General features: G+C 72.7%; 13 protein-coding genes. 4 read left to right on the top strand and 9 right to left on the bottom strand.

The features are described from left to right. Positions 1-66 precede the first annotated feature (66 nt). A complete protein-coding gene (locus ABS735_RS10150) occupies positions 67-1275 on the top strand; it encodes an amino acid deaminase/aldolase (protein ID WP_373906419.1) in 1209 nt (402 codons plus the stop codon). Between the two features lie 17 nt (positions 1276-1292). Here the strand turns inward: ABS735_RS10150 and ABS735_RS10145 are convergent, their stop codons facing one another. The 4 genes from ABS735_RS10145 to glnA4 are packed head-to-tail and all read right to left on the bottom strand — an operon-like array spanning position 1293 to position 5923. Next, positions 1293-2318, bottom strand: coding sequence for a DUF2510 domain-containing protein (locus tag ABS735_RS10145; protein WP_373906576.1), 1026 nt, complete (start codon positions 2316-2318; stop codon positions 1293-1295). Positions 2319-2355: 37 nt separating this feature from the next. Further along, positions 2356-3138 carry a 3-oxoacyl-ACP reductase gene (locus tag ABS735_RS10140; protein ID WP_373906420.1) on the bottom strand — a complete coding sequence of 261 codons (783 nt, stop codon included), beginning with the start codon at positions 3136-3138 and terminating at the stop codon, positions 2356-2358. Beyond that, a complete protein-coding gene (locus tag ABS735_RS10135; protein ID WP_373906421.1) occupies positions 3135-4550 on the bottom strand; it encodes an aldehyde dehydrogenase family protein in 1416 nt (471 codons plus the stop codon). Before ABS735_RS10135 ends, ABS735_RS10140 begins: the two co-directional genes overlap by 4 nt. 8 nt (positions 4551-4558) lie before the next feature. After that, positions 4559-5923 carry a gamma-glutamylethanolamide synthetase GlnA4 gene (gene glnA4 / locus ABS735_RS10130; RefSeq protein WP_373906422.1) on the bottom strand — a complete coding sequence of 455 codons (1365 nt, stop codon included), beginning with the start codon at positions 5921-5923 and terminating at the stop codon, positions 4559-4561. Positions 5924-6030: 107 nt separating this feature from the next. Between glnA4 and ABS735_RS10125 the strand changes: the two genes are divergently transcribed. Next, positions 6031-6741 (top strand): FadR/GntR family transcriptional regulator, encoded by a 711-nt coding sequence (locus ABS735_RS10125; protein ID WP_373906423.1) that lies wholly within the window; start codon positions 6031-6033, stop codon positions 6739-6741. A gap of 76 nt (positions 6742-6817) precedes the next feature. Further along, positions 6818-7510 (top strand): gamma-glutamyl-gamma-aminobutyrate hydrolase family protein, encoded by a 693-nt coding sequence (locus ABS735_RS10120; RefSeq protein ID WP_373906424.1) that lies wholly within the window; start codon positions 6818-6820, stop codon positions 7508-7510. A gap of 519 nt (positions 7511-8029) precedes the next feature. Here ABS735_RS10120 and ABS735_RS10115 read toward each other — a convergent pair. Then, positions 8030-8884, bottom strand: a complete 855-nt coding sequence (locus ABS735_RS10115) for a LysR family transcriptional regulator (RefSeq protein WP_373906577.1) — start codon at positions 8882-8884, stop codon at positions 8030-8032. A 223-nt stretch (positions 8885-9107) separates the two neighbouring features. Between ABS735_RS10115 and ABS735_RS10110 the strand changes: the two genes are divergently transcribed. After that, on the top strand, positions 9108-10280 hold the full coding sequence (locus ABS735_RS10110; protein ID WP_373906425.1) for a TDT family transporter: 1173 nt from the start codon (positions 9108-9110) through the stop codon (positions 10278-10280). Here ABS735_RS10110 and ABS735_RS10105 read toward each other — a convergent pair. The 4 genes from ABS735_RS10105 to ABS735_RS10090 form a co-directional block, all read right to left on the bottom strand. Next, positions 10207-10926, bottom strand: coding sequence for a helical backbone metal receptor (locus ABS735_RS10105; protein WP_373906426.1), 720 nt, complete (start codon positions 10924-10926; stop codon positions 10207-10209). The genes ABS735_RS10110 and ABS735_RS10105 overlap by 74 nt on opposite strands. A gap of 10 nt (positions 10927-10936) precedes the next feature. Next, entirely contained in the window at positions 10937-11506 is a 570-nt protein-coding gene (locus ABS735_RS10100) for a helix-turn-helix domain-containing protein (protein ID WP_373906427.1), read from the bottom strand. 432 nt (positions 11507-11938) lie between these two features. After that, positions 11939-14557: an ABC transporter permease/substrate binding protein gene (locus ABS735_RS10095; RefSeq protein ID WP_373906428.1), complete on the bottom strand. Its 2619-nt coding sequence runs from the start codon at positions 14555-14557 to the stop codon at positions 11939-11941. Continuing rightward, positions 14550-15659 carry a quaternary amine ABC transporter ATP-binding protein gene (locus ABS735_RS10090; protein WP_373906429.1) on the bottom strand — a complete coding sequence of 370 codons (1110 nt, stop codon included), beginning with the start codon at positions 15657-15659 and terminating at the stop codon, positions 14550-14552. The genes ABS735_RS10095 and ABS735_RS10090 overlap by 8 nt, the downstream gene beginning before the upstream one ends. Positions 15660-15815 lie beyond the last annotated feature (156 nt).

Raw genomic sequence — 15815 nt, 5'->3', positions numbered from 1 at the left:
GTGCCCGTGGCATTGGCCCGGATCGTCCCCCTACCCTGCGGTAATCCTGTCTGGCAGGCTGCCGTCATGACCGCACGCGCCGCCGACCGGGCCCGTTACGACCGGGCCACCGCCCATCTGGACGGCCCCGTGGCGATCGTGGACCTGGAGGCCTTCGACGCCAACGCGGACGACCTGGTCCGCCGCGCCGGCGGCAAGCCGATCCGGGTCGCCAGCAAGTCCGTACGCTGTCGCGCGCTGCTGGAACGGGCCCTGGCCAGGGACGGTTTCGCGGGCGTCATGTCGTTCACGCTGGCCGAGTCCCTGTGGCTGGCGCGCTCCGGTTTCGAGGACGTGCTGCTCGCCTATCCGTCGGCGGACCGCGCCGGGTACGCCGAGCTGACCGCCGACCCCAAGCTCGCCTCGGCCGTGACGGTGATGGTCGACGACGTGGCGCAGCTGGACCTCGTCGACGCGGCGCGCGAGGGCGACGGCGGCCGGGAAGTCGTGCGGGTCTGCCTGGAGTTGGACACCTCGCTGCGGCTGCTCGGGGGACGGGTGCGGGTCGGGGCCCGGCGCTCCCCGCTGCACTCCCCCGCGCAGGTCGCCGACCTGGCCCGCGCGGTGGCCCGGCGGCCCGGGTTCGAGGTCGTCGGCATCATGGCGTACGAGGGGCATGTGGCCGGGGTCGGGGACGCGGTGGCGGGGCATCCGTTCCGGTCGCGTGCCGTGCGGCTGATGCAGGCCGCCGCCCGCCGGGAACTCGCCGAGCGGCGGGCGGCCGTGGTGCGGGCGGTCCGGGCCGTGGTGCCCGGCCTGGAGTTCGTCAACGGCGGCGGTACGGGCAGCGTGCAGCACACCGCCGCCGAGGACGCGGTGACGGAGATCGCGGCCGGTTCCGGGCTGTACGTGCCGCGGTTGTTCGACAACTACACGTCGTTCAGCGGTCGTCCGGCGGCGCTGTTCGCGCAGCCCGTGGTACGGCGGCCGGGGGTCGGGGCCGTGACCGTGCTCGGCGGCGGGTATCCGGCCTCGGGTGCGGCCGGCGCCGACCGGCTGCCGGTGCCGTATCTGCCGGAGGGGCTGCGCTACGACCCCCAGGAGGGCGCCGGCGAGGTGCAGACGCCGCTGCTCGGCTCGCCCGCCGACGACCTGCTCATCGGCGACAAGGTGTGGTTCCGGCACGCCAAGGCCGGGGAGCTGTGTGAACGGTTCGACGCGCTGCACCTGGTGGAGGGGGACACGGTGACGGCGACGGTGCCGACGTACCGGGGCGAGGGACACACCTTCCTGTAGCCGGCCTCCGGGGCGGGTCAGTCCGTCGGGCCGATGCCGCTGCCCACGCCGCCGCCGGTGTCCGCGTCGCCGATGGGCCGGATCCCCTTGGTGATGGTGTCCATGCCGGCCAGCGGGGGTCCGTCCTCGCCGGCGTCGAAGACGTAGCGGACGAGGATCGGGGACTCGGTGCCGACGGTGGAGGGGAACACCATCGACTGCACGTAGCCGCCGGGCCCCTTGGCCGTCTTCACCCGCCAGCGCACGTAGTACCCGGCGCGTCCGGCGACCGCGACGGGACCGGACGCCACCTCCTCGTGGGACTCGATGCCGCCGAAGGGCTTGTTGCCGATCAGGTCACGGTCGTAGGCGTCGTCGGCCGCGTCCTCGATGTCCTGCTGTGCGAGGACCTTCGGGGAGGACTCGGCGTTCGCCGTGACGGTGCGGGAGACGACGAGGCCGTGCCGGCACACGCTGCCGTCGGCGGGGCAGTCGTAGGTGCCGTCGGTGGTCATCATGACGTCGTCCTCGGCGACGTACTTGGGCAGGACCCAGCCGTCCGGCAGTGGGAAGGTGACGCCGTTGAGCTGGTCCTCGACCACGGCCGGGTCGTCGGCGGAGGGTTCGGAGGCGGTCGGCGAGGGGGACGGCGGGTCGCTCACCGGCGAGGGGTCGGTTGCGGTCGCCGTGACCGGCGGGGTCTGCGTGCGCGGGCTGCCGCCGTCGTCCTCGCCCAGCGCGAACACGCCGGTGACGATCGCCGCGACCAGCACGGCCGCGGCGGCGGTGAGGGCGACGGCCTTCCCGCGTCCGCCGCCGCCCGGCCCACCCGGTGCGCCTCGGGTGGACAGCGGCACGGTCGCCGCCTGGCCGGGCTGCATCTGATAGTGCACCGGCGTCGGCTGTTGCCCGGGCGCCGGCCCCGGCACCGGGGTCTGGCCCACGGCCGGCCCGTACCCCGTGGGCTCGGGGGCGCGCCGGTGCTCCGTCCAGGCCGTGCCGTCCCACCACCGTTCCTGGTGCGGGGCCGACGGGTCGCGGTACCAGCCGGGCGGCGGCGTCATGCTCATCCCGGCACTGTAGGACGCCACGCGTGGGGATCTACAGCGGTGTGACGTACGCCCCGGAGATCCCGCCGTCCACCAGGAAGTCGGTGGCGTTGACGAAGGAGGAGTCGTCGCTGGCCAGGAAGGCGACCGCGGCGGCGATCTCTTCGGCCTCGGCGAACCGTCCTACGGGGATGTGGACGAGGCGGCGCGCGGCCCGTTCCGGGTCCTTGGCGAACAGCTCCTGGAGGAGCGGGGTGTTGACCGGGCCGGGGCACAGCGCGTTGACGCGGATGCCCTCCCGGGCGAACTGCACGCCCAGTTCCCGGGACATGGCGAGGACGCCGCCCTTGGAGGCGGTGTACGAGATCTGCGAGGTGGCCGCGCCCATCCGGGCCACGAAGGACGCGGTGTTGATGACGGAGCCCCTGCCCTGGCGCCGCATGTAGGGGATGGCGGCCTTGCAGCACAGGTATACGGAGGTGAGGTTGACCTCCTGGACGCGCTTCCACGCCTCCAGGCCGGTCTCCAGGATGGAGTCGTCGTCGGGCGGCGAGATGCCGGCGTTGTTGAACGCGACGTCGACGCTGCCGTAGGTGTCGTACGCCGCCGCGAACAGCGCCTCGACCTGCTCGGGGTCGGTGACGTCGGCCTTGACGAAGATGCCGCCGGTCTCCTCGGCCGCGGCCTTGCCCCGGGTCTCGTCCACGTCGCCGCAGACGACGTGGGCGCCCTCGGAGGCCAGCCGGCGGGCGGCGGCGAGGCCGATGCCGCTGCCCGCTCCGGTGACGACGGCACTGCGGCCGACGAGCCTGCGGCAGACGATGTCTTCGCTCACTGTGCGGGACCCTCCGTGCTCGATGGGGCGGTGCTGATGAAGACGTTCTTGGTCTCGGTGAACGCGGTCAGCGCGTCCGGGCCCAGCTCGCGGCCGAGGCCGGACTGCTTGAACCCGCCGAACGGCGTCCAGTACCGGACGCTGGCGTGGGAGTTGACGGACAGGTTCCCGGCGCGCACCGCGCTCGACACCCTCAGGGCGCGGCCGACGTCCCGGGTCCACAGCGAGCCGGACAGTCCGTAGTCGGTGGCGTTGGCCAGGCGGATCGCGTCGGCCTCGTCCGCGAAGGGCAGGACGACGGCGACGGGCCCGAAGACCTCCTCGACGGCCACGCGCGCGTGCGCGTCGACCCCGGTGAGGACGGTCGGCGGGAACCAGTAGCCGGGCCCGCCCTCGGGTGCCTTGCCGCGGATGCCTGCGGCGTCGTCGGGGACGTAGGAGCGGACGCGGTCCAGCTGGACGCGGGAGATGAGCGGGCCCATCTCGGTGCTCTCGTCGGCCGGGTCGCCGACGCGGACGGCCTCGATCGCGGGCGTGAGGAGTTCGAGGAAACGGTCGTACACGGACCGCTGGACGAGGATGCGGGTGCGGGCGCAGCAGTCCTGGCCGGAGTTGTCCAGGAAGGACATGGGCGTGGCGGCCGCGGCGGCTTCCAGGTCGGCGTCGGCGAAGACGATGTTGGGGCTCTTGCCGCCGAGTTCGAGGGTGACGGGTTTGAGGAGCGCCGCGCCCTTGGCGGCCACCCGCCGGCCGACGGCTGTGGACCCGGTGAAGACGATCTTGGCGACGCCCGGGTGTTCGACGAGCGCGTCGCCCGCGACCGGGCCGTGCCCGGGCAGCACCTGGAACAGGCCCTGGGGAAGGCCCGCCGCCAGGGCGAGTTCGGCCAGGCGCAGCGCGGTGAGCGGGGTCGTCTCGGCGGGCTTGAGGAGGACCGCGTTGCCCGCCGCGAGCGCCGGTGCCGCGGCCCAGGCCGCGATCGGCATCGGGAAGTTCCAGGGGGCGATGACGCCGACGACGCCGAGCGGTTCGAGGAGCGTGACGTCCAGGCCGCCGGCGACCGGGATCTGGCGTCCGGTGAGCCGCTCCACTCCCCCGGCGGCGTAGTCGAGCAGGTCGCGGACGTTGCCGGCCTCCCAGCGGGCGTTGCCGAGGAGGTGCCCGGCCTGGCGGACCTCCAGGCGGGCCAGCTCCTCCAGGTGCTCGTCGACGACTGCGGCGAAGCGGCGCAGCAGCCGGGCCCGGTCGCCCGGGGCGAGGGCGGCCCAGGCGGTCTGCGCCCGCGCGGCGCGGGCGACGGCGGCGTCCACGTCGGCCGCGGAGGCGGCGGGGACGGTGGCGACGACCTCTTCGGTGGCGGGGTTCAGTACACGTAGCTCGTCGGGGAGTTCGTCGGGCAGTTCCTCGGACAACCGGTGCCTCACATGCGTTCGAAGGAGCGGCGCAGTTCCCAGTCGGTGACGGCGGCGTCGAACGCGTCCAGTTCGACGCGCGCCATGTTGCGGTAGTGGGCGACGACCTCGTCCCCGAAGGCGGCCTTGGCGAGGGTGCTGTTCTCCCACAGCTCGGCGGCCTCGCGCAGGGTGGTGGGGACGTGCTCGAAGTCGGCGCCGTAGGCGTTGCCGGGGCAGGGCTCGGGCAGCTCCAGCCGCTGCTCGATGCCGTGCAGCCCGGCGGCGACCATGCCGGCCACCGCGAGGTACGGGTTGACGTCGCCGCCGGGGAGCCGGTTCTCGAAGCGGAGCGAGCGGCCGTGGCCGACGACGCGCAGGGCGCAGGTGCGGTTGTCGTGGCCCCAGGCGACCGCGGTCGGGGCGAAGGAGCCGGGCTGGAACCGCTTGTAGGAGTTGATGTGCGGGGCGTAGAGGAGGGAGAACTCGCGCAGCGCCATGAGTTGTCCGGCGAGGAAGTGCCGCATCACCTTGGACATGCCGCCCTTGTGCCCGCCGGCCATGGCGCTTTCGCCGTCTGCGCCGGCGAGGGAGAGGTGGATGTGGCAGGAGTTGCCCTCCAGCTCGTTGTACTTGGCCATGAAGGTGAGGGACATGCCCTCCTGGGCGGCGATCTCCTTGGCGCCGGTCTTGTAGACCGCGTGCTGGTCGCAGGTGACCAGGGCCTCGTCGTAGCGGAAGGCGATCTCGTGCTGGCCGGGGTTGCACTCGCCCTTGGCGGACTCGACGGTGAGGCCGGCGCCGGCCATCTCGTTGCGGATGCGGCGCAGCAGGGGTTCGACGCGGCCGGTGCCGAGGACGGAGTAGTCGACGTTGTACTGGTTGGCCGGGGTCAGGCCGCGGTAGTTGGTGTCCCAGGCGTGTTCGTAGGTGTCGCGGAAGACGATGAACTCCAGCTCGGTGCCGACCTGTGCGGTGTACCCGTGTCCGGCGAGCCGCTCCAGCTGGCGGCGCAGGATCTGGCGGGGCGCGGCGAGCACCGGGGAGCCGTCCTCCCAGGCGAGGTCGGCGACGACCATCGCGGTGCCCTCGTTCCAGGGCAGCCGGCGCAGGGTGGCGAGGTCGGCGTGCATGGCGAAGTCGCCGTAGCCGCGGTCCCAGGAGGACATGGCGTAGCCGTCGACGGTGTTCATGTCGGCGTCGACGGCGAGGAGGTAGTTGCAGCCCTCGGTGCCGTGTTCCAGGACCTCGTCGAGGAAGAAGCGCGCGGCGAAGCGTTTGCCCTGGAGGCGGCCCTGCATGTCCGGGAAGGCCAGGACGACGGTGTCTATGTCACCGGCGGCGACAAGGGCGTGCAGTTCCTCGACCCCGAGCGGGGGTGTGCGGTCTGCCACGGGGAGAGCCTCCTTCTGGCCGGGAGCCATAAGGTATTGCCGGGAACCTTTGGTTGGGAAGGGGGCGCGGCCGCGTGCGGGAGGAATCCGTCGGGAGTGCCGGGAGCGTGACGGACCGGCTGGCACCGGTACTGCGGCCGGTGCGGGCCGGCAACGGCTTCGAGGAGGCGCTGGAGCAGATCCTCCAGGTCATGAGGCTGGGCCTGGTGGCGGGGGGCGAGCGGCTGCCGGCCGAGCGGGAGCTGGCGGAGCGGCTGGGGATCAGCCGGGTGACGCTGCGCGAGGTGCTGCGGGTGCTCCAGGACCAGGGGCTGGTGCGGGCGCGGCGCGGCCGGTACGGCGGAACGTTCGTACTGCCCCGCGCGGACGCGGCCGGCGAGGACGAGCTGCGGCGCCGGGTGGCCGGGGTCGACATCGAGGACGTACTGCGCTTCCGGGAGGTGCTGGAGGTGGGCGCGGCCGGTCTGTGCGCGGCGCACGGGCTATCGGACGCGCAGGCGGCGCGGTTGCGGGAGGCGCTGGCCGGTACGCGTGACGCGCCGCTGGCGCAGTACCGGCGGCTGGACACGATGCTGCACCTCACCCTCGCGGAGCTGTGCGGCTCACCGGCGCTGGCGGCCCAGTACGCGGCCGTCCGCGCCACCCTCAACGACCTGCTGGACTGCATCCCGCTGCTGGTGCGCAACCTGGAGCACTCCCAGCGTCAGCACGCCGCGCTGGTGGAGGCGGTGCTCGACGGGGACGCGGACGGGGCGCGGGAGATCACGCGGGAGCACTGCGCGGGGACGGCGGCGCTGCTGCGCGGGTTTCTGACCTGAACGCCTTGCCGTGGCGGCAACCTGCGGCAAAGGTGTGAGAACGGTCCATTGTCTGGTCCGATTTCCTGGAGGGTGGATGGCGGGCAGGCCGCTGATCGGTGTCAGCACGTACCTGGAGTCCGGGGCGCGCTGGGGTGTGTGGGAGCTGGAGGCGGTGCTGCTGCCCGCCGGGTACCCGCGGCTGGTCCAGCGGGCGGGAGGACTGGCCGCGATGCTCCCGCCGGACGAGCCCGAGCACGCCGCCGCGGCCGTGGCCCGCGTCGACGGGCTGGTGATCGCGGGCGGCCCGGACGTGGAGCCGGTCCGTTACGGCGCCGAGCCCGATCCGCGCACCGGCCCACCGGCCCGGGCCCGGGACACCTGGGAGCTGGCGCTCATCGAGGCGGCCCTGGCCGCGCGCGTCCCGCTGCTGGGCGTCTGCCGGGGCATGCAGCTGCTCAACGTCGCCCTGGGCGGCACCCTCGTCCAGCACATCGAGGGGCACGCCGAGGTGGTGGGCGTGTTCGGCGGCCACCTGGTCCAGCCGGTGCCGGGGACGCTGTACGCCGGTGCGGTGCCGGAGGAGACGTTCGTGCCGACGTACCACCACCAGGCGGTGGACCGGCTCGGTACGGGCCTGGTCGCCTCGGCCCACGCGGCGGACGGCACCGTGGAGGCCGTGGAACTGCCGTCCGGCCCCGGCTGGGTCCTGGGCGTGCAGTGGCACCCGGAGATGGGCCAGGACGTCCGCGTGATGCGGGCCCTGGTGGACGCGGCCCGGGCGAGCTGAGCGGGGCCCGAGGGACTGCCTACGGGTCAGTGACAGCAGCCGGCGGGCCGGACCCGGGCGACGGTGACCGGTCCCGCCCCACCGCTCGCATGCCCGCGGACGAGAACGGAGCCACACGCACCCCCACCGGGCAGGCGGACCCGCCCACCCCCGCCGGCACCTGCCCACCCCCCCGCCGGCACGCCTACGCCCGGGTCGGGGACAGCAGCCGGCGGGCCAGGCCCGGGCGACGGTGACCGGTCCCGCCACACCCCTCGCAGGCCGCGGACGAGAACGGAGCCGCACGCACCCCCCACCGGGCAGGCGGACCCGCCCACCCCCGCCGGCACCTGCCCACCCCCCGCCGGCACGCCTACGCCCGGGTCAGGGACAGCAGCCGACGGGCCAGGCCCGGGCGACGGTGACCGGTCCCGCCACACCCCTCGCAGGCCGCGGACGAGAACGGAGCCGCACGCACCCCCACCAGGCAGGCGGACCCGCCCACCCCCGCCGGCACCTCCCCACCCCCCGCCGGCACGCCTACGCCCGGGTCAGCGACAGCAGCCGACGGGCCGGGCCCGCGGGGCGGTGGCCGGTGGGCCATACCGCTCGCAGGTCGCGGGCCAGGACGACGTCCGCCACGGGGACGCTCACCAGGCGCCGGGTGGTCAGTTCCTCGCCGACGGCGAGTTCGCTGAGGACGGAGGGGCCGGCGCCGCCCACCGCGGCCGCCTTCACCGCCGTGGTCGAGGACAGTTCGATCAGGGGGCGGGCCAGGCCGCCCAGCGCCGCGTCCAGGACCTGCCGGGTGCCCGAGCCCTTCTCCCGCAGGATCAGCGGGGTGGCCGCCAGCTCCGCCGCCTCAAGGGGGCGCCTGCGGCGGGCCCAGGGATGCCCCGGCGCGGTCACGACGATGAGCCGGTCGTGACCGATGACCGCGGAGTCGAGGCCGGTCGGCACACTCACCCCCTCCACGAAGCCGAGGTCGGCGTCGTCGGCCAGCAGACGTTCCGCGACCGCCGCCGAGTTGCCCGCGAGCAGCGACACCGCGGTGTCCGGCAGCTGGGCCCGCAGGGCGACCAGCCAGCCCGGCAGCAGGTACTCGGCGATCGTCATGCTCGCCGCGACCCGCAGCCGCGAGTCCCGCCGGTCCCGCAGCGCCTGCGCGCCCGCGTCGAACGCCTCGGCGGCCTCCACGATCCGCCGTGCCCAGTCCGTGACCAGCGCGCCCGCGTCGGTGAGCCGGGAGCCGCGCGGCGAGCGGTCCACCAGGGCGACGCCCAGCTGCCGTTCCATCGAGCGGATGCGGCTGCTGGCGGCCGGCTGCGTGATGCCCAGTTCGCGCGCCGCGCCGCCGAGGCTGCCCAGGCGCGCCACCGCCAGCAGCAGCTCCATCGCCCCGAGGTCCGGCACCCGGTGCGCCAGCGAGCCCGCCACGGACCGTCCCCGGTCGTCGTGGCCGCCCTCCAGACCGCCCAGGCCACCACCCGCGCCGCCCACGCCACCGCCCGTGCCGCTCCCCGTACCGCCCGCCGTACTCCTGCTCATAACTCCAGCTTATGTCCTCATAGGGACATGGTCCCTGGTCAGGGCTTTCACCGGACGGGACCGTGGAGCCATGGTCACCGCAGCCCAGCCCCGCTCCCCTTCCCCCTCCCCCGCCGTCGGCCCGGCCGTCCGGCGGGTCCCGGCCGTCCGCCATCTCGGACCCAACTGGTACGCCTGCGTCATGGGTACCTCCATCGTCGGCACGGCGGGAGCCGCGCTGCCCGGGCACGTACCCGGCCTGCGTGCCGCCTGTGCCGCGGTCTGGGCCCTGTCCCTCGTCCTGCTGGTGGTCCTGCTGGCCGCCCGGTCCCTGCACTGGCTCCACCACCGCGACCAGGCCCGCGCCCATCTCCTCGATCCGGCCGCGGCCCCGTTCTACGGCTGTCTGTCGATGGCCCTGCTGGCCGTCGGCGGCGGCGCCCTGACCGTCGGCAGGGACTGGATCGGCACCCGGGCCGCGGTCGCCCTGGACACCGTGCTGTTCACCGCCGGAACGGTGATCGGGCTCGCGGCGGCGGTCGCCGTGCCGTACCTGATGGCCGTACGCCACCGCATCGAGCCGGGCTCGGCCAGTCCGGTCTGGCTGCTCCCGCTCGTCGCACCGATGGTGTCCGCGGCCGTCGGTCCGCTGCTCGTCCCGCACCTCGCACCCGGGCAGCCCCGGCAGACGCTGCTCCTCGCCTGCGTCGCGATGTTCGGGGTGAGTCTGTTCGCGACCCTGGTGACGCTGCCGGTGGTCTTCGGACGGCTGCTCACCGGCGGACCGCTGCCGCTCGCGCTCACCCCGTCGCTGTTCCTCGTCCTGGGGCCGCTCGGGCAGTCGACGACCGCCGTGGGGAAGTTCGCGGACGCGGCACCGGGAATCGTGCCGGCGCCGTACGCCGAGGGCTTCTCGGTCTTCGCCGTGCTGTACGGGGTGCCCGTGATGGGCTTCGCGCTGATGTGGCTGGCCCTCGCCGCCGCGCACGTCGTACGGGCCCGCCGGGAGGGCATGGGCTTCTCGATGACGTGGTGGTCGTTCACCTTCCCGGTGGGCACCTGCGTCACCGGCGCCGAGGCGCTGGCCCGGGAGACGGGGCTGGTCGTCTACGACGGGCTCACCGTCGCTCTGTACGCCCTCCTCGTCGCCGCCTGGGCTGTCGCCGCCGTCAACACCTCGCGGGGCCTGCTCAGCGGCGCGCTCCTCGCAGGGCCGCGGCCAGTGTCCGGGGCGCCTCGGCCAGTGACGGCCCGTACCACGTGAGGTACCGCCCGTCGACGAGGGCGCAGGGCAGGCCGGGGAAGGCCTCCGGGCCGTCGTCGGCGGTGAAGCGGTACGGCTCGTCCGGCAGGACCACGACGTCCGGGCGGGCCGCCCGCAGTTCGTCCACCGGGACCTTCGGGTAGCGCTCGGGGTGAGCGGCGTACAGGTGGTCGACGCCGAGGCGGGCCAGGACGTCCCCGGCGAAGGTGTCGCGGCCCAGCACCATCCAGGGCCTGCGCCAGACGGGTACGACGGCTGTGGCACGCCGCTCGGGGGCGGGCGGGTCGGCCCAGGCCGCCTCCGCCTCGTCCAGCCACCGGGGCCGGGAGGGCGCGCCGCAGGCGGTGAGCGTCCGGTCCAGCTCGGTGAAGGCCTGCGGGACGGTGCGCACCTCGGTCACCAGCACCTCGACGCCCGCGGCGCGCAGGGCGTCGAGATCGGGAGCGCGGTTCTCCTCCTCGTTGGCGATCACCAGGTCGGGGGCGAGGGAGAGGATCCGGTCGGTCTTCGGGTTCTTGGTGCCGCCGACGCGTACGACGTCCAGGCCGGACGGACGGGTGCACCAGTCGGTCGCGCCCACCAGCGCCCTGGGGACGGTGCGGGCCACCGCCTCGGTCAGCGACGGCACCAGGGAGACGACCCTCACCCGTGCGCCCTCACCTGCGGGGGCCTTCCCGGACCGCCTCGATGTGCTCGGCGACGGCGACGACGATCAGGCGGGTGTCGGGCACCGTGGCCCGCCAGCGGTGTCGCACCCCGCCGGTGAGGTACAGAGTGTCGCCGCGCCCGAGCCGGTAGGCGCGGCCCTCGGCCTCGATCTCCACGGCGCCCTCGGCGACGAACATCAACTGGTCGTTGCGGTATTGCAGTTCCCGGCCGGCGTCGTGGTCGCCGGTGAACTCGGAGGCGTGCATCTGGTGGTGTCCGCGCACCAGCGAGCGCACCTTGGGTGCCAGTTCGGGGTCGGGGTCCTCGGCGCGGACCACGTCGACGCTGCACGCGGGGTCGGCCGCGGCGAGCAGTTCCACGGCGGTGGTGCGCAGGGCGTCGGCCACCTTCTCCAGGGAGCTCTGGCTGGGCCGCGCCCGGTCGTTCTCGATCTGGCTGAGGAAGGGCACGGACAGGCCGCTGCGCTCGGACACCACGGCGAGGGTGAGTTCGAGGTCCCGGCGCCGCCGCCGTACGGCCGCGCCCACCCGGAGGTGCTGATCTTTGTGGTCGCCCATCGCTCCGGCTCCCTCCTTCACCCGTCGTCGTGCCGTCGACGTGTCCCGTGCGGGGCGCCGTCCTCCTGATGAGTTCTCTGCACCCTACGCATGTTCGGCAAACTGTTTCATGCGGCCGTCACATCGATGTCACGGTGCGGTGGCCGCGACCTCACGGTTCTCGCCACCGGCGGGACGGTCCGCGGGCCCTGTCGGTTCAAGGCGCGGGCGGCCTTCCGTGTTCCCGCCAGCCGATCCGGCCCCGGCGCGGTCCTGCTCAGGCGCGGGGTTGGCGCTCCGTGGTTGGCCGAATCCTTACCGTGTCCGGCTCCAGGACGACTCGAGGGGTGGGCCCGGCGGCGCGCCGTCAGGAGGCGCCGCCGGGCCCACCCCTCGGGGTGACCGTCACGGAGTACACCGAGCACCACGTGCCGCGGAGTACCCCGGTCCGGGCTACTGCGGGGTCATCCGGCCGACCATGTCCGGGTGCTCCTTCAGCCAGGCCGCGACGGCTTCCTCCTCGTGGCCCTGGCCGCGGTCCTTGATCTCGGCCTCCAGGCTCCCCAGCTCGTCCTCGCTCATCTTGAAGTTCTTGATCCACTCGGTGAGCTGCGGGTACTGCTCGGGGAACTTCTTGCTGGAGATGGTGCGGATCGTGTTGCCCTCGCCGAAGGCCTTCTTGGGGTCCTTCAGCTTGGTCAGCTCGTAGTCGCTGTAGGCCCAGTGCGGTGACCACAGAGTGACCGCGACCGGCTCCTTCTTGGCGAGGGCGCGCTTGAGCTCGGCCAGCATGGCGGGCGTGGAGCCGTCGACGACCTCGTACTCGTCCTCCAGGCCGTAGCCCGGCAGCACCTCGTTCTTCAGCAGCTGCATCTCACCGGTGCCGGGCTCGATCCCGATGATCTTCCCGTCGAAGAGGTCGCCCTTGCCCTTGAGGTCCGCGAGGGACTTGACGTCCTTGACGTACGAGGGGACGGCGACCTCCAGGGAGGTCGGCTCGTACCAGGTGCCCAGGTCGGTGAGGTTGTCCTTGTGCTTCTTCCAGTAGTTGCTCTGGGCGTAGGGCAGCCACGCGTCGAAGTTGAGGTCGATGCCGCCGGAGGCCAGGCCGGTGTAGACCGGGCCGACGTCCATCTGCTTCAGGTTCATCTTGTAGCCGCGGCGCTCCAGGACGTTCTTCCACAGGTAGGTGACGGCGACGTCCTCCTCCCACGGGAACCAGGCCACGTCGAGGGTCTGCTTGGCCTCGGCGGGGGTGGCGCCGGTGCCGCCCTCGACCGGGGCGAGCTTGTCGACGACGCCCGGGTTGGCCTTGAGCCAGGTGCGGACGGCCTCCTGCTGCTGGCCCTTGCCGGCCTTGTTGATCTCGGCCTCGAGGCTGGTGAGCTGCTTCTCCGTCATGGAGAAGTCCTTCAGCCACTTGGCTACGACCGGGTTGTCGTCCGAGAAGCCCTTGCGGGACAGCGAGTGCACGCCGTCGCCCTTGCCCCAGGCGCCCTTGGGGTCCTTCAGCTTCTTCAGGTCGTAGTCGTTGTACGCCCAGTGCGGGGACCACAGCGGGACGACGATCGGTTCCTGCTTGCTGTAGGCCCGCTTCAGCTCGGCCAGCATCGCCGGCGTGGAGCTGTCGACGACCTTGTACTCCTTGTCGAGACCGTACTCCTTGAGGATCTTGGTCTTGAGGAGGTTCGTCTCGCCGGCGCTCGACTCGATGCCGGTGATCTTCCCGCCGAAGAGGTCGGCCTTGCCCTTGAGGTCCTCGAGGGAGTTGATGTCCTTCATGTACGCCGGGACGGTCAGCTCCAGGGACGTCTCGTCGTACCAGGAGCCGAGGTCCTCGAGCTGCTTGCCGTACTTCTTCCAGTACTGCTCGTGGGTCGTGGGCAGCCACGAGTCGGTCTGGAAGTCGACGTTGCCCTGGGCGAGCGCGGTGTAGAGCGGGCCGGCCTCGAACTGCTTGGCCTCGACCTCGAAGCCGCGCTGTTCGAGGATCTCCTTCCACAGGAACGTGGAGGCGACGCCCTCGTCCCAGGGGATGTAGCCGATGGAGACCTTCTTGCCCGCGCCGATGTTCTTGCCGTCGGCGGCCGTGTCGGTGTCGTCGGCGGTGCCGCCGAACAGGCCCATGCCGCCGGCCACCAGGCCGAGGATCACGATGCCGATCACGGCGACCTGCGGCTGGGGACGGTAGGACCAGATCTTCAGGCCCTTGGCGGCGCGTGCCTTGGCTGCGGCGCGGCGGCCCAGCGGGGAGACGTGCGTGCCCAGCGCGCTGGTCATGCGGTCCAGGTAGATCGCCAGGATCACGATGGCCACACCGGCCTCGGCGCCGAGGCCGACGTTGAGCTGGCCGATGGACTCCATGACGTCGCCGCCGAGGCCGCCGGTGCCGACCATGCCGGCGATGGCGGCCATGGACAGGCCGAGCATGATGACCTGGTTGACGCCCGCCATCACCGTGGGCAGCGCCAGCGGGAGCTGGACGCGCAGCAGGGTGTTGCGGGGCGTGGTGCCGAACGCCTCGGCCGCCTCGACCAGTTCCTTGTCGACCTGGCGGATGCCCAGCTCGGTCATGCGGACGCCGGGGGCGAGCGCGAAGATCAGCGTGGCCACGATGCCCGGGGCGGAACCGGTCCCGAAGAACAGGATCGCCGGGATCAGGTAGATCATCGCGGGCAGCGTCTGCATGAAGTCCAGGACCGGCCGGACGAACGCGCTGACCCGGTCCGAGCGTGCCGCCCAGATGCCCACCGGCACCGCCACCACCAGGGCGATGATCGTGGCGACCAGCAGGAGTGCCAGGGTGACCATCGCGTTCTCCCACAGACCGAGGGAGTCGATGAAGGCGAATCCGGCGAAGGAGAGGACACCGGCGACCGTGCCGCGCAGCCAGAAGGCCAGCACGGCGAAGATGCCGGCGAGCAGCAGCGGCTCGGGGGCCTGGAGGACGGCGTTGATGCCGTCGTAGGCGCCGGTGAAGAGGCTCTTGAGGAAGGTGAAGAGCCAGGAGACGTTGTCGAGCAGCCAGTCGACGGTGCTGTTGACCCAGTCACCGAGGGGAATCCTAGGCACGGCTGATCACCTTCTTGCCGCCCTTGTCCCGCGGGGACTGGCAGACGCCGGGAGCGACGTCCTCGTCGCCGAGGAAGCCGATGAGGCGCTGGGCGGGGACGACGCCGACGAGCCGGCGGTCGCCGTCGAGCACCGCCACCGCGTGGGGCACCCGGGCGCTGATCGCGCACAGCTCCGAGAACGGTGTGCCGGGCGTGGCGGTCTCGCAGTCGCAGTCGGCCTCGTCGCCGCGCACGTCGGCCTCCATGACGGCGCCGGCGGTCAGGACGCGGGAGCGGTCGACGTCCTTGGTGAAGGAGGCGACGTAGTCGTTGGCGGGACGTATCAGGATGTCCTGCGCGGTGCCTATCTGCACGATCCGGCCGTCGCGCATCATGGCGATGCGGTCGCCCAGGCGCATGGCCTCGTTGAGGTCGTGGGTGATGAAGACGATGGTCTTCTTCAGGGTCTTCTGCAGGTCGAGCAGCTGGTCCTGCATGTCGCGGCGGATCAGCGGGTCGAGGGCGCTGAAGGACTCGTCCATCAGCAGCAGGTCGGCGTCCGTGGCGAGGGCGCGGGCCAGGCCGACACGCTGCTGCATGCCGCCGGACAGCTCGTCGGGCCAGGACTTCTCCCAGCCGGCCAGGCCGCACAGGGCGAGCGCCTCGTCGGCGCGGCGTTCGCGCTCGGCGCGGGGCACGCCCTGCACTTCAAGACCGTAGGCAGCGTTGTCACGGACGCTGCGGTGGGGGAAGAGCGCGAAGTGCTGGAAGACCATGCTGATCTTCTTGGAACGGACCTCGCGCAGATCGCGGTCGCTGAGCTCGGTGAGGTCCTGGCCCCCGAAGCGGACGTGCCCGGCGGTCGGCTCCGACAGACCGTTGAGCATGCGCAGCAGCGTGGACTTTCCTGATCCCGACAGGCCCATGACCACGAAGATCTCGCCGGGCTCCACGGTGAAGGACGCGTCGATGACGGCCGCCGTGGTGCCGTCGGTGCGCAGTTCCTCCCGGACGTCTCCCTGGTCCTTCCGGACGTCCCCCTGGCGCAGTCGTTCGACTGCCTGATCCGGTTTCCTGCCGAAGACCTTGTACAGGTTCTCGGCCTCTAGTCTCGCTGACACGCTTACCTCTTGGCTCGGGGGCAGGGGCAGGGTGCGAAGCCTCCCTAACAGTTGAATGCATCAACCAGCTTCGGCCCGGCTGCGCGCCTGCCCCGATGCTTATACGCCAAACATTTAAGTGAGCCAGTTCACACGTCCTCCCCCGTCCACCCACAC

The sequence above is a fragment of the Streptomyces sp. MMCC 100 genome (assembly GCF_041538145.2).
Classification (GTDB): domain Bacteria; phylum Actinomycetota; class Actinomycetes; order Streptomycetales; family Streptomycetaceae; genus Streptomyces.
Note: the sequence above shows the minus strand (reverse complement) of the source record. Positions and strands in the feature narration are given on the sequence as shown.